We start from the raw sequence: 11,792 nt of genomic DNA, 5'->3' as shown, positions 1-11,792 counted from the left end.
ACAGAACAATCTACACAAGCAGAGCCGCCATGCCCCATTTGAACTACCACCATCTCAACTACTTCCGGATGGTTGCGCGCACCGGCAACCTGACGCGTGCCGCGCAGCAGCTCAATGTGTCGCAGTCGGCCCTGTCCACCCAGATTCGCCAGCTCGAAGAGCAGTTGGGACAAGCCTTGTTCGACCGCCAGGGCCGCCGGCTGGTGATCACCGAGGCGGGCCGGATTGCCCTGGGCTATGCGGAAACCATCCATGCCAGCGGCAGCGAACTGCTCTCGACCTTTCGCGACGGCGTGCTGCAGGTGCGCCAGGTGCTGCGCATCGGCGCGGTGGCCACGCTCAGCCGCAATTTTCAGGAAAGCTTTGTCGAACCCTTGCTGGGCCGCGGCGACGTGACGCTGGTGCTGCAGTCAGGCAGCCTGCCCGAGATGCTCACCCGGCTGGCAGCGCACAGCCTGGACCTGGTGCTGTCCAACCAGCGGGTGCATGCGGACAGCCTGCACCATGGGCAATGCCGGCGCATTGCGCGCCAGCAGGTCAGCCTGGTCGGTCAGCCGCGCAGCGCTGCCGCGCCGTTTCGCTTTCCGGACGATCTGCAAGGCTTGAACCTGATCCTGCCAAGTCCGCAGAGCGAATTGCGGGCGGCTTTCGACCTGCTGTGCGAACAACACAAACTGCGCGTCACCGCATTGGCCGAAGTCGATGACATGGCCATGGTCCGGGTGCTTGCGCGGGCCAGCGCCGCGCCGGCGGTGGTCCCGACGGTGGTGGTGCGCGACGAGCTTCGCAACGGAACGCTGCAGGAATATTGCCGCCTGCCCAACCTGTGGGAAAACTTTTTCGCCATCAATGTCAAGCGCCAGTACCAGCACCCGCTGATCGAGGGGTTGTTTGAACGAAGCGACAGTGACTTGCTGGCCATCTGACTGAAAAGCAGGCGCCAGTCGCCAGGCGCTGCCGATCAGCTCGGCTATGGGCTGCGCAATCCAGGAGCCAGGTCAGGCGTTCAGCAGCCCGGCCAGCCTGGCCTTCAGCGCCGTATTCTCGGCGCTCAGTTCGGTGATGGTCTGGCGCAGCCGCGCAATCACGCCTTCGGGCGTTTCGGGCTCGGTGCGGGCCACGGCCTTGCTTTCGCGCACCTGGCGGGCGGCCTGCTGCAGCTCTTTCTTGCCGCCGGCCACCGCCGCCACCTGCGCTTCCACCGGCAGCGACGCCACGGTGGCCGCCGCATTGATCGAGATCGTTCCCGACTTCACCGCCGCGACCAGTTCGGGCGCGGCCGACTTCTGGATCTTCTCGATCTGGTGGATGGTGGCATTGCTGATGCGCGCGGACTTGGCGATGGCGCCCATCGTCGGCACGGGTTCGGGCTTGGCAGCAACCGGGGCAGCTTCGGACCCGGACGATTCGGCGGGCGCCGGCTGCACGCGCGCGGTCAAGATGTCCTTTTTGCGCAGCGCCAGCACGCCGCGCTGGAAATCGGACACGCTGCGCCGGCCCAGGTGCTGCTCGATCATCCACAGATGCACGTCGTCAATCGAGGTGAAGCGGGTGTTCTGGACGGTGTTGAAGGGAATGCCGTGCCGGGTGCAGATGCGGTGGCGGTTGTGGCCGTCGACCAGCACCTCGCCCCACAGCACCAGCGCATCGCGGCAACCCTCGGCCAGCAGGCTGCGCTCCAGGGTTTCGTTTTCTTCCGGCGTCAGCGGGTCGATGTAGGCAAGCAGTTCTTCGTTGACGGTGATGTTCATGGCGGGGCCGGCAGGCAGGAATGGAAGGGGCGCCATTCTATAAGACCGGGGTCTTGCGAATGGCGCCCCGGGCTCGGGCGATGCGGCCCTTCAATGCTTCGCAGGCAGCGTGTTCGCCAGGAAGAAGCGCAGCATTTCCTCGGACGCATCGGGGCCGGTGCCATCAGTGTACGAACCCCGCGCGCTGCCGCCCGACCAGGCATGGCCGGCGCCGTGCACCGCCCAATGCTCGGCCACCACGCGACCGCCCGCTGCCTTGTAGACGCGCTGGGTGTAGTCGCGGCCGTTGGCGCTTTTGGCGCGTTTCGTCTCCGGCTGGTGGGCGCCGGCGCTGGCCGCCAGCACCTGCTCGCCGTTGACCGGGTTCACGGTCGCGTCCTTGTCGCCGTGAAAGACGATGGTCGGCGGGCTGGCGGTGGTCCGCGCTGCAGTTGGCGCTGCGCCGGTCTGCATCACGCTGAGCGCGGTCTGCACATTGGTCGCCGAACCGGTGGCCAGGCCCGAATGCACGCCGACGGCGGCAAACAGGTCGGGGTAAGCATCGCCCAAAATCGCCGCCATGGCGCCGCCAGCCGACAGGCCCGCCACATAGACGCGCTTGGGGTCGATGTTGTAACGCGCCATCACGTCACGCGTCATGCCGGCCAGCACCGCCGGCTCGCCCCGCCCGCGCTTTTGGTGGTTGTGCTTGAACCAGTTCCAGCAGCGCGACGAATTGGCATGCTGCGTCTGCGACGGATACAGCACATAGAAGCCGCGCTTCAGCGCCGCGTCGTTCATGCCGGTGCCCGCCGCAAAGTCGTCCGGGTTCTGCGTGCAGCCGTGCAGCATCACCACCAGCGGCAGGGGTTCGGTGAAGGACGCCGGCGGAATGTAGAGCTTGTAGTCGCGGCTGCCGGCCGTTCCTTCGCTATGGCTGCCGCTGATGAACTGGCCGGCGGGGCCGGGCTTGACAGCTGGCTCGGACGATTTCTGCGCCGGCGCTGCACGGCCGACTTCATGCGCTTCCACGTCGATGACATTCAGATCGTCGGCGCTGGCGGGCACCGCAGCGCCGCTGAGTGCGGCCTGGATCGCGGCGGTGGCGGCCTGCAGGTTGCCGCTTTGCATCAGGCGCGTGGCCTCGGCCATGGAATTCTGGAACGCCGGGTTGTTCATCGGATTGGCTGTATTTTTGGGCGCGCCGGCCAGCTGCGGCAGCACGGCCGCGCCGCCGCCCTCCGTGTGCTGGCTGGCCGCTGCCAGTCCTTGCTGGATGGCGTTTTGCGCCAGACGGGAAGCTTCGGCCAGGATGCGTTCAAGGTTCGGGTTCATGGTGTTTCCTTTCAGGGAACAGGGTAGAAAAGACAATGGAATTCAGCGGATGCGGCCAGCTAGCGCCGCCTTCACAGCCGGGCTGGCATGCAGCGCGCCCAGCACCACCACCGAATCAATGGCGGCAAGCGCCAGTTCGGGGGTGACGTCAAGCGCGATGGTGGCCAGGCCCAGCACACGGATCTGCAAGGTTTCGCTAGAGGCCTGCACGGCGCGCAGGTCGTCGGCGGAAAAATGCTGGATGCCGAGCACCAGCGTCTTGCGCGCCACCACCTGTTTCACCACATCGGCATGCGCCGCCAGCTGGTTGCGGATGGCGGTGCGGATCAGGTCGGTGCGGTTGGCGTAAAAGCCTTCCTGCACCAGCAAGTCAATCTGTCCCAGATCGACATAGCCCAGGTTGATGGTGATTTTTTCGTCAGCCGGCTTGGTGACGACGACGGTGTTGGCGGTTCTTGGTGGCATGACATTATCTTAAAACCATCCAAGTGGATGGTATATGGATGTTTCTATTCTTTACATCCTGCTGGATACGCATAGACGTCACTACTATATTGATAGCTACTCATGCCCATGAATACTGCGCAAAGTTCATGTTCCATCATTAATTCAATGACGGAAAGCCAGCCAGGCGCTCAATAATGCGGCGGCAGGTCGTCGCCGGCCCGGCTGAAAACGCCGTTGCCCGCATCCGGAATCTGCTGGCGCAGCCGTTCGACTTCGCGCAGCAGCGCGTCGATCTGCTGCTGCTGGCGGATGACGACCTGGTTCAGTTGGTCGAGCAGGTCTTCGTTGAAGCTGGCCTTGATTTCCAGCTCGGTCAGGCGGTGGTCGATGGCGTCGTGGGGTTCGGTAGGTTGCATGGGCTGATTGGACACGAATTGGTCCCGGACTGGCCCTTGCGCTGGCCGGGGGTAGCGGGGCAAAACCGGGCGTCCTATAATTTTTCTCTTTGCCAGAAAGATTTGACATGCCCGTCCTGTCCCTGCTGACCGCCCGTTCACGTATCGCCCTTGCCGCTGCCGCCTTGTGCCTGGCCGCCCCGATGATCCACGCCCAGGAAGTGCAAACCGTTCGCATCGCCCACGCCGGCCCCACGTCGGGCGGCATTGCACACATCGGCAAGGACACCGAAAACGGCGTGCACCTGGCGATTGACGAGTTGAACACCCAGAACCTGGTGATCGGCGGCAAGAAGATCAAGTTCGAACTGGTGGCCGAAGACGATGCCGGCGACCCGCGCCAGGCCACCGCCGTGGCCCAGAAGCTGTGCGACGCCAAGGTGGCCGGCGTGGTCGGCCACCTGCAGTCGGGCACGTCGATTCCCGCCGCGACGGTCTACAGTCGCTGCGGCATTCCCAACATCACGGCGTCGGCGACGAATCCGGACCTGACGAAACCGGGCTACAAGACCAGCTTTCGCCTGATCGCCAACGACAACGCGCTGGGCGCGGCGCTGGCGATTTTTGCCCACGACGCGCTGAAGATCAAGAAGGTCGCGGTGATTGACGACCGCACCGCCTACGGCCAGGGCCTGGCTGACGTGTTCAAGGCCACGGCGAAGCAAAAAGGCATCGAGGTGGTCGGCGAGGAATTCACCACCGACAAGGCCACCGATTTCATGGCTATCCTGACCGGCATCAAAGCCAGGAAGCCCGATGCGGTGTTCTTCGGCGGGCTCGATGCGCAGGCCGGCCCGATGCTGCGCCAGATGGCGCAGCTCGGCTTGTCCGAAGTGAAGTTCTTCGGCGGCGATGCGCTGTGCACCGAAAAGCTGCCCGACCTGTCGAGCAAGGCCGCGCCCATCAGGAACGTGACCTGCGCCACCGGCGGCGCCTCGATCCAGAAAATGCAGGGCGGCGCCGAATGGAAGAAAAAGTACGACGCCCGCTTCCCTGGCCAGTTCCAGATCTACAGCCCGTATGCCTATGACGCGACCTTCGTGCTGGTCGATGCCATGAAACGCGCCAACTCGGTGGACCCGAAAACTTACCTGCCCTTCATTGGAAAGACGCAGTACAAGGGCGTGACCGCCAGCATCGCCTTCACCGCCAACGGCGAACTGACCCAGCCGGCCGTGACGCTCTACACCTACAAGAACAACGTGCGGACCGCGCTGAACTAAGGGTTTTCAGCGCTTAACTGGCCGCAGCGCGTCCCAGCCGGTCGCGCACGCCGTCCCACTCGATGCCGGCGGGCGGCTGCTCGATCCAGATCAGCCGGGCGCCCTGGGCGTCGAAATCGCGCAGCACGGCGAACAGCTGCTGCGCGGTGGCGGCGGCATCGTCGGGCATGCGGCGGTAGAGCATTTGGGGCGACTTGATGCTGAGCGCGCTGCGGGCATACACCGCGATGTGCGCCGCGTCTGCGCCAAGCAGGTCGAGCGCCGCTTGCAGGGCGCCAGCGTCCATCAGGCGCACCTTGGCGTCGGGCGCGTAATGCGCTTCCAGCGTGCCGGGCGCGCGCGGCGCTTTGCCGGCCGCCTGCGCATCGTCCTTGTTCAGCAGCGGCTCGCCGCAAGCCGCCTCTAACTGGGCGCGCGTCAGCACGCCGGGGCGCAGCAGCACCGGCCGGCCCCGGGTGCAATCGACGATGCTCGACTCAATGCCGACCGCGCACGGCCCGCCGTCGAGCACCAAGAGCGCGTCGCCGAACTCCTGCGCCACATGCTGCGCGCTGGTCGGGCTGACGCGGCCGAAGCGGTTGGCGCTCGGGCCCGCCACACCCGTGCCACAGGCCTTCAGGAAAGCCAGCGCCACCGGATGCGCCGGGCAGCGCAGGCCAATCGAGTCCTGGCCCCCGGCCGCCGCAGTCGCCACGCCGTCGCGGCGCGGCAGGATCACCGTCAGCGGTCCGGGCCAGAAAGCTTTCATCAAGCGCGCGGCAAACGGCGGCACGCTGGCGGCGAAGTCGCTGACCTGCGCGGCATCGGCCACATGCACGATCAAGGGATGGTTGGCGGGCCGGCCCTTGGCCGCAAAAATGCCGGCCACGGCGTCGTCGCTCGACGCGTCGGCGCCCAGGCCATAGACCGTTTCGGTCGGAAAACCGACCAGCCCGCCAGCCTGGATGACACGGGCGGCGTCCTCAATTGCCTGCGGGTCGGTGCCGGCAAGCATCATCCGGCGTCCCCAAAACCGGGCAGGCCCAGAATGCTTGCCGCCTGGCGCGCCGTGGCCTTGACGCCGGCCACGTCAAGGCCGGTGATGGTCAGGTGGCCCATCTTGCGGCCCGGCCGCGCCTCGGTTTTGCCGTACAGGTGCAGGTGCGCGCCGGGCAGCGCCAGCACCGCCTGCCAGTCGGGCGTACGCGCGTTGCCAGCCGCGTCGAACCAGACATCGCCGAGCAAATTGAGCATGATCGCCGGCGAATGCTGGCGCGGCGCGGGCAGCGGCAAGCCGGCCATGGCATGGACCTGCAAGTCGAACTGCGACACGTCGCAGGCGTCCATGGTGTAGTGGCCGCTGTTGTGAGGGCGCGGCGCCATCTCGTTGACCACCAGCGCGCCGTCTTCGCTGCCGTCGTCGATGACGAAGAACTCGACGCACAGCACACCGACGTAGCCGATGTGATGTGCTATGGCTTTGGTAGCTGCTTGTGCCCGTGCAGCAAGCGCGGGAGACATATTTCCTTCATAAACCTCAGTCACGGCCAGGATGCCGTCCACATGCACGTTGCGCTGCGGCGGAAACGCCACGATGGCGCCATCCCAGCCGCGCGCCACGATCACCGAGCATTCGGCTTGCAGCGGCAGCATTTTCTCCAGCACGCAGGCTACATGCTCCAGCTCGTCCCAGGCCGCCGCCAGCTCGGCCCTGTCCTTGACACGCATCTGGCCCTTGCCGTCGTAGCCCATGCGCGCGGTCTTCAAAATGCCGGGCAGCAGGTCGGCCGGCACGGCCTGGAGCTGGCCGGGCGTTTCAATGACGGCGTAAGGCGCGCAGGTCACGCCGGCCATCACCCCCGATTCATCGGCGCTGGCGGTGAAATGCGATTTTTCCTGGACGCGGTCCTGCGCAATCGCCACGGCGGCGGCGCCAGGCGCGACCGGGCAACTGCCGGCCAGCGTCTGCAAGGCGCTGGCCGGCACATTCTCGAATTCAGTGGTGACGGCCGCGCACACGGCGGCCAGCTGCGCCAGCCCTTGCGCGTCGTCGTAGGCAAAGGGAATATGGTGGTGGCTGACCCGGCCGGCCGGGCTTTGCGGGTCCGGGTCAAGCACCGCAGTGAAGTAGCCCAGGCGCTGCGCGGCATGCACGAACATGCGCCCTAACTGGCCGCCGCCCATCACGCCGAGCGTGGCGGGGCGGCCGGCGGCGTCAAAGGTGCCGGGGAAAATCGGAAATTCGGACGGCATGGTCATACCGGAGGCAGCGTCATGGCGCGCGCGGCAGCGGTCTGTTCGGTGCGAAAGGCGTGCAGCTTTTCAGCCAGCGCCGGGTCATGCAATGCCAGCATGGCGACGGCAAACAGCGCCGCATTGGCTGCGCCCGCATGGCCAATCGCAAACGTCGCGACCGGAATCCCCTTGGGCATCTGCACGATGCTGTGCAGCGAATCGACGCCCTGCAAATGCCGGCTGGCGACCGGAACGCCGAGTACCGGAACGATGGTCTTGGCCGCCAGCATGCCCGGCAAATGCGCCGCGCCGCCGGCGCCGGCAATGATCGCCTGCAATCCCCGGCCAGCGGCGGCTTCGGCATAGGCGAACAGGTCGTCGGGCATGCGGTGCGCCGACACCACGCGCGCATCGTGCGCCACGCCAAACTGCGTCAGGATCTGCACGGCGTGCTGCATCGTGTCCCAGTCGCTGCTGGAGCCCATCACCACGCCCACCAGGGGCGTTGCCGGATTGTTTGTTGTCGTCATATGGATTGGAGTGCTGAGGTATCTGAAGGGCTGCGGGCCGGTAAGGCGTGATTTTAAGGGCTGTGGCTGCGGGCCAGGCCATGCCCCGGCGCAGCGGCCGGCCGTGGCTTGCATGCTATCGTGCTGACTGCCGCCAGCGCCGGCGCCCGCGCACCCTTTTCGGGACTCCAGGGCGCTGGCTTGAAACCCTTTGATCCAACCCCTATTCTCTTCACACCATGATCGACGTCACCATCGCCAATTTTCAGGAGGAAGTCATTGCCGCTTCCATGACCACGCCCGTTCTGATTGATTTCTGGGCGCCGTGGTGCGGCCCGTGCAAGTCGCTCGGCCCGATTCTGGAAAAGGTCGAGGTGGCCTATGCCGGGCGCTTCAAGCTGGTCAAGATCGACTCCGACCAGGAGCAGCAGCTGGGCGAGGCCTTCGGCATCCGCAGCATTCCGACCTGCATCCTGCTGATGAACGGCCAGCCGGTCGATGGCTTCACGGGCGCCTTGAGTGAAGGCAAGATCAAGGAATTCCTCGACAAGCACTTGCCGCCCGCCCCGGAAGAAGCGCCGCCCGAGGAAGAGGCTATTTTGGACAACGCCCCCGAAGCCGTGCTTGAAAGGCTGCAGCAGGCGGTCGCGACGAATCCGCTAGACGACCATGCCCGCTTCGACTATGTCAAGCAGCTGCTGAGCCTGGGCCGCGAGGACGATGCCAAGGTGGCCTTCGCGCCGGTGATTGCGCAAACCGCCACGGTGCGCCGCTTCGATTCGCTCAAGCGCTGGATGGATGCTCTTGATTTTGTAGCAGCTCATGCAGACGCAGCAAGCGCAAATACCACATTTGATTCAAAAATAACTGCCAACAAGCGCGATTTTTACGCCAGATTCGACAAGGCTAGAGTGCTGATGGCCGGCCAGCGCTGGACCGACGCGCTGGACGAACTGCTGGAAATCCTGATGCGCGACAAGGCGTGGAACGACGGCCTGGCGCGCAAGACCTACATCGCCGTGCTGGACATCATGGAAGCGCCCAAGCCCAAGGTCGCCGACGGCCAGATTCCGCCGGAAGACAAAGCGGTGGCCAGCTACCGGCGGCGGTTGAGCAGCGTGGTGCTGAGCTGAAGCGCCGAGCTTGAGGCTGCGCGACCGCGCTTACCGCTTGTAATCCCGCTCGCGCTGGCTGCGCACCGCCAGCACGAAGGCAGTGTCCAGTGCCGGATCGTAGCGGTACAGCGCCAGATAGCCGCTGCTGCCGCTGGCAATCACCAGTTCGCGCTGACCGAAGGCCACCGGCCGCCCAATCAGGGGGCTGGTTTCCAGGATATCAATGGCCGCGATGATGCTTCCGATGCGCGCGGCGGCAGAGCCGGGCGCGTACACAAAAAGAAAATCGAAAATCCGGTCGAAATCGGCCCTGACCTGCGGGGCCAGAACGACCCGGCTCACCGCTGGTCTGACGAAGGCTTGCCGGACGCGGCATGGGCGCTGAGGCGGTCGCGCAGGTAGGTGCGCATTTCATGCCATTCCATGCCCGGCTCGCCGGCCTGCAAGGCGGCATCGCGCTGCTGCGCTTCACGTTGCATGGACAGTTTCCATTCGGCTTCATCAACCTTTTGCGCCAGCGCTTCGAGCATGAAGTTATGCGGCGTCTGGCCAGAGGCCTGCGCCAGCCGGGCGATGCGTTCGCGCAAGGTGTCTTCAATGCGCAGGGTGGTGGTGGACATGATGAATTCCTTTGGCGTCAAACTTGTACTACAAGTGTGACACAAACAGGAACACCCCTCAAGCCGTCAGCCGCGCCATCGCCTCCTGGTACTTGGCGGCGGTCTTGGCTGTCACGTCGGGCGGCAGGTGCGGCGACGGCGGGGTCTTGTCCCAGGGCTTGCCGTTGATGCGCACGGCTTCGAGCCAGTCGCGCACGAACTGCTTGTCGTAGCTCGGCGGGTTCGCACCTAGCGCAAAGGCCGCTTCGTAGCCTTCGACCGGCCAGTAGCGCGACGAATCGGGCGTCAGCACTTCGTCCATCAGCGTCAAGGTGCCTTGCTCGTCCAGGCCGAACTCGAACTTGGTGTCGGCAATGATGATGCCCTTGGTCAAGGCAAAGGCAGCGGCAGTTTCGTAAATTTCGATGCTGAGCTTCTTGATCTGCGCGGCCAGCTCGGGACCGACCACCTTGACCACCTGCTCGTAGCTGATGTTTTCGTCGTGCTCGCCGGCCTCGGCCTTAGCGGCGGGCGTGAAGATGGGCTCGGGCAGCTTGCTGGCGTTTTGCAGGCCGGCGGGCAGCGCCACGCCGCAGACCGACTGGCTCTGCTGGTATTCGGCCCAGCCGCTGCCGGCCAGGTAGCCGCGCACCACGGCTTCGACCGGAATCGGCTTGAGGCGCTTGACCAGCATCGAGCGGCCGGTGACTTGTGGAATTTCAGCCGGCGTGACCACGCTCTCGGGCGCTTCGCCGGTCAGGTGATTGGGGCAGATGCTGCCCAGCTTGCCGAACCAGAACAGCGCCATCTGCGTGAGCAGCGCCCCCTTGCCGGGAATCGGCTCGCCCAGAATCACGTCGAAGGCGCTCAGGCGGTCGCTGGCGACCATCAGCAGCCGGTCCTGGCCCACGGCATAGTTGTCACGCACCTTGCCGCGCGCGAGCAAAGGCAGGGAAGTCAAGGCCGAGGTGTGAAGTACGGAGTTCGTGGTGGTCATGCGGGTCTGCGGGTTGGAAAAGTGAAAAAGCCCGTGCGACCTGGGTCCACCACGGGCTTTGAATTATCGCCAATCCGGCAAAGCGGATCGCACGGGCACTTTTTTATTGAACGACCTGGGCCAGCTCGCCCTTGGCGTACTGGGCTGCCATGACGGACAGGCTCTGGCCCTTGATCTTGCCGGCCTGGCCTTCGCAGCCGAACTCGATGTAGCGCTGCTTGCAGATCGCCTTGGCGGCTTCTCTAGCGGGCTTGAGCCATTCCCGGGCATCGAACTTGTCGGGGTTCTCGGCCAGGAACTTGCGCACCGCGGCGGTCATGGCCAGCCGGATGTCGGTGTCGATGTTGATCTTGCGCACGCCGAACTGGATGGCTTTCTGGATTTCCTCGACCGGCACGCCGTAGGTTTCCTTCATGTGGCCGCCGTACTGGTTGATCAGCGCCAGCAGGTCCTGCGGCACGCTGGACGAGCCGTGCATCACCAAGTGGGTGTTGGGAATTCGGCGGTGGATTTCCTTGACGCGCTCGATGGCCAGGATGTCGCCGGTGGGCTTGCGGGTGAACTTGTAGGCGCCGTGGCTGGTGCCGATGGCAATCGCCAGCGCATCTAATTGGGTGCGCTTGACGAACTCGGCGGCTTCCTCGGGGTCGGTCAGCAGCTGGTCGTGCGTCATCACGGCGTCCGTGCCGTGGCCGTCTTCCTTGTCGCCCTGCATGGTTTCCAGGCTGCCCAGGCAACCCAATTCGCCTTCGACCGACACGCCGGTGGCGTGCGCCATCGCGACCACCTTGCGGGTGACCTCGACGTTGTAGTCAAAGCTGGCGATGGTCTTGCCGTCGGCTTCCAGCGAACCGTCCATCATCACCGAGCTGAAGCCCAGGTCGATCGCGCCCTGGCAGACGGCCGGGCTCTGGCCGTGGTCCTGGTGCATCACCAGCGGAATGTGCGGATAAGCCTCGACGGCTGCCAGGATCAGGTGCTTGATGAAGGCCTCGCCCGCATACTTGCGCGCGCCGGCGCTGGCCTGCAGGATGACCGGCGCGCCGACCTCGTCGGCGGCGGCCATCACGGCCTGGACCTGCTCCAGGTTGTTCACGTTGAAAGCCGGAATGCCGTAGCCATTGGCGGCGGCGTGGTCCAGCAGTTCGCGCATCGAAACGAGTGCCAT

14 protein-coding genes are annotated in these 11,792 nt (G+C 65.2%); 3 read left to right on the top strand and 11 right to left on the bottom strand.

What is annotated here, in order from left to right; all coding sequences use genetic code 11:
- Positions 1 to 29 precede the first annotated feature (29 nt).
- On the top strand, positions 30 to 926 hold the full coding sequence (locus ACP7AD_RS04055) for a LysR family transcriptional regulator (RefSeq protein WP_426148112.1): 897 nt from the start codon (positions 30 to 32) through the stop codon (positions 924 to 926).
- Positions 927 to 998: 72 nt separating this feature from the next.
- Here ACP7AD_RS04055 and ACP7AD_RS04050 read toward each other — a convergent pair whose 3' ends face one another.
- The 4 genes from ACP7AD_RS04050 to ACP7AD_RS04035 all read right to left on the bottom strand — a co-directional run bounded on the left by ACP7AD_RS04050 (position 999) and on the right by ACP7AD_RS04035 (position 3,928).
- Entirely contained in the window at positions 999 to 1,751 is a 753-nt protein-coding gene (locus ACP7AD_RS04050; protein WP_426148111.1) for a hypothetical protein, read from the bottom strand.
- A gap of 90 nt (positions 1,752 to 1,841) precedes the next feature.
- Positions 1,842 to 3,065, bottom strand: coding sequence for an extracellular catalytic domain type 1 short-chain-length polyhydroxyalkanoate depolymerase (locus tag ACP7AD_RS04045; protein WP_426148110.1), 1,224 nt, complete (start codon positions 3,063 to 3,065; stop codon positions 1,842 to 1,844).
- Positions 3,066 to 3,107: 42 nt separating this feature from the next.
- The gene (locus ACP7AD_RS04040) at positions 3,108 to 3,530 is read right to left on the bottom strand and encodes a CopG family transcriptional regulator (protein ID WP_426148109.1); all 423 of its coding nucleotides are present in this window, start codon (positions 3,528 to 3,530) and stop codon (positions 3,108 to 3,110) included.
- Positions 3,531 to 3,700: 170 nt separating this feature from the next.
- Positions 3,701 to 3,928, bottom strand: a complete 228-nt coding sequence (locus ACP7AD_RS04035) for a SlyX family protein (protein WP_426148108.1) — start codon at positions 3,926 to 3,928, stop codon at positions 3,701 to 3,703.
- A gap of 107 nt (positions 3,929 to 4,035) precedes the next feature.
- Here ACP7AD_RS04035 and ACP7AD_RS04030 point away from each other — a divergent pair, with 107 nt between their 5' ends.
- Complete coding sequence (locus tag ACP7AD_RS04030) at positions 4,036 to 5,190, top strand: branched-chain amino acid ABC transporter substrate-binding protein (protein ID WP_426148107.1); 1,155 nt, start codon at positions 4,036 to 4,038, stop codon at positions 5,188 to 5,190.
- 13 nt (positions 5,191 to 5,203) lie between these two features.
- On the opposite strand, the gene ACP7AD_RS04025 is transcribed toward ACP7AD_RS04030, so the two are convergent.
- Genes ACP7AD_RS04025 through purE form a run of 3 tightly spaced genes read right to left on the bottom strand, consistent with a single transcriptional unit; the run spans position 5,204 to position 7,934 of the window.
- Entirely contained in the window at positions 5,204 to 6,187 is a 984-nt protein-coding gene (locus ACP7AD_RS04025) for an L-threonylcarbamoyladenylate synthase (RefSeq protein ID WP_426148106.1), read from the bottom strand.
- Positions 6,184 to 7,428 (bottom strand): 5-(carboxyamino)imidazole ribonucleotide synthase, encoded by a 1,245-nt coding sequence (locus tag ACP7AD_RS04020; RefSeq protein ID WP_426148105.1) that lies wholly within the window; start codon positions 7,426 to 7,428, stop codon positions 6,184 to 6,186. The genes ACP7AD_RS04025 and ACP7AD_RS04020 overlap by 4 nt, the downstream gene beginning before the upstream one ends.
- A complete protein-coding gene (gene purE, locus ACP7AD_RS04015) occupies positions 7,425 to 7,934 on the bottom strand; it encodes a 5-(carboxyamino)imidazole ribonucleotide mutase (RefSeq protein ID WP_426148104.1) in 510 nt (169 codons plus the stop codon). Before purE ends, ACP7AD_RS04020 begins: the two co-directional genes overlap by 4 nt.
- A 218-nt stretch (positions 7,935 to 8,152) precedes the next feature.
- Between purE and trxA the strand changes: the two genes are divergently transcribed.
- On the top strand, positions 8,153 to 9,046 hold the full coding sequence (gene trxA / locus ACP7AD_RS04010; protein WP_426148103.1) for a thioredoxin: 894 nt from the start codon (positions 8,153 to 8,155) through the stop codon (positions 9,044 to 9,046).
- A gap of 30 nt (positions 9,047 to 9,076) precedes the next feature.
- On the opposite strand, the gene ACP7AD_RS04005 is transcribed toward trxA, so the two are convergent.
- The 4 genes from ACP7AD_RS04005 to fba form a co-directional block, all read right to left on the bottom strand.
- On the bottom strand, positions 9,077 to 9,370 hold the full coding sequence (locus tag ACP7AD_RS04005) for a type II toxin-antitoxin system RelE/ParE family toxin (protein ID WP_426148102.1): 294 nt from the start codon (positions 9,368 to 9,370) through the stop codon (positions 9,077 to 9,079).
- On the bottom strand, positions 9,367 to 9,648 hold the full coding sequence (locus ACP7AD_RS04000) for a CopG family ribbon-helix-helix protein (RefSeq protein WP_426148101.1): 282 nt from the start codon (positions 9,646 to 9,648) through the stop codon (positions 9,367 to 9,369). The genes ACP7AD_RS04005 and ACP7AD_RS04000 overlap by 4 nt, the downstream gene beginning before the upstream one ends.
- Positions 9,649 to 9,706: 58 nt before the next feature.
- A complete protein-coding gene (locus ACP7AD_RS03995; protein WP_426148100.1) occupies positions 9,707 to 10,624 on the bottom strand; it encodes a phosphoribosylaminoimidazolesuccinocarboxamide synthase in 918 nt (305 codons plus the stop codon).
- Between the two features lie 103 nt (positions 10,625 to 10,727).
- Positions 10,728 to 11,792 carry a class II fructose-bisphosphate aldolase gene (fba, locus tag ACP7AD_RS03990; RefSeq protein WP_426148099.1) on the bottom strand — a complete coding sequence of 355 codons (1,065 nt, stop codon included), beginning with the start codon at positions 11,790 to 11,792 and terminating at the stop codon, positions 10,728 to 10,730.

The sequence above is a fragment of the Polaromonas sp. DSP2-3-2b2 genome (assembly GCF_049895905.1).
In the GTDB taxonomy this organism is placed as follows: domain Bacteria; phylum Pseudomonadota; class Gammaproteobacteria; order Burkholderiales; family Burkholderiaceae_C; genus Polaromonas.
The sequence above is the reverse complement of the archived record's forward strand: the minus strand, read 5'-3'. Positions and strand labels throughout refer to the sequence as shown.

Bases quoted from the DNA above. Each gene is read 5' to 3' on its own strand.
- ACP7AD_RS04055 (WP_426148112.1), top strand. From the start codon at position 30: ATGCCCCATTTGAACTACCACCATCTCAACTACTTCCGGATGGTTGCG.
- ACP7AD_RS04050 (WP_426148111.1), bottom strand. From the start codon at position 1,751: ATGAACATCACCGTCAACGAAGAACTGCTTGCCTACATCGACCCGCTG.
- ACP7AD_RS04045 (WP_426148110.1), bottom strand. From the start codon at position 3,065: ATGAACCCGAACCTTGAACGCATCCTGGCCGAAGCTTCCCGTCTGGCG.
- ACP7AD_RS04040 (WP_426148109.1), bottom strand. From the start codon at position 3,530: ATGCCACCAAGAACCGCCAACACCGTCGTCGTCACCAAGCCGGCTGAC.
- ACP7AD_RS04035 (WP_426148108.1), bottom strand. From the start codon at position 3,928: ATGCAACCTACCGAACCCCACGACGCCATCGACCACCGCCTGACCGAG.
- ACP7AD_RS04030 (WP_426148107.1), top strand. From the start codon at position 4,036: ATGCCCGTCCTGTCCCTGCTGACCGCCCGTTCACGTATCGCCCTTGCC.
- ACP7AD_RS04025 (WP_426148106.1), bottom strand. From the start codon at position 6,187: ATGATGCTTGCCGGCACCGACCCGCAGGCAATTGAGGACGCCGCCCGT.
- ACP7AD_RS04020 (WP_426148105.1), bottom strand. From the start codon at position 7,428: ATGACCATGCCGTCCGAATTTCCGATTTTCCCCGGCACCTTTGACGCC.
- purE (WP_426148104.1), bottom strand. From the start codon at position 7,934: ATGACGACAACAAACAATCCGGCAACGCCCCTGGTGGGCGTGGTGATG.
- trxA (WP_426148103.1), top strand. From the start codon at position 8,153: ATGATCGACGTCACCATCGCCAATTTTCAGGAGGAAGTCATTGCCGCT.
- ACP7AD_RS04000 (WP_426148101.1), bottom strand. From the start codon at position 9,648: ATGTCCACCACCACCCTGCGCATTGAAGACACCTTGCGCGAACGCATC.
- ACP7AD_RS03995 (WP_426148100.1), bottom strand. From the start codon at position 10,624: ATGACCACCACGAACTCCGTACTTCACACCTCGGCCTTGACTTCCCTG.
- fba (WP_426148099.1), bottom strand. From the start codon at position 11,792: ATGGCACTCGTTTCGATGCGCGAACTGCTGGACCACGCCGCCGCCAAT.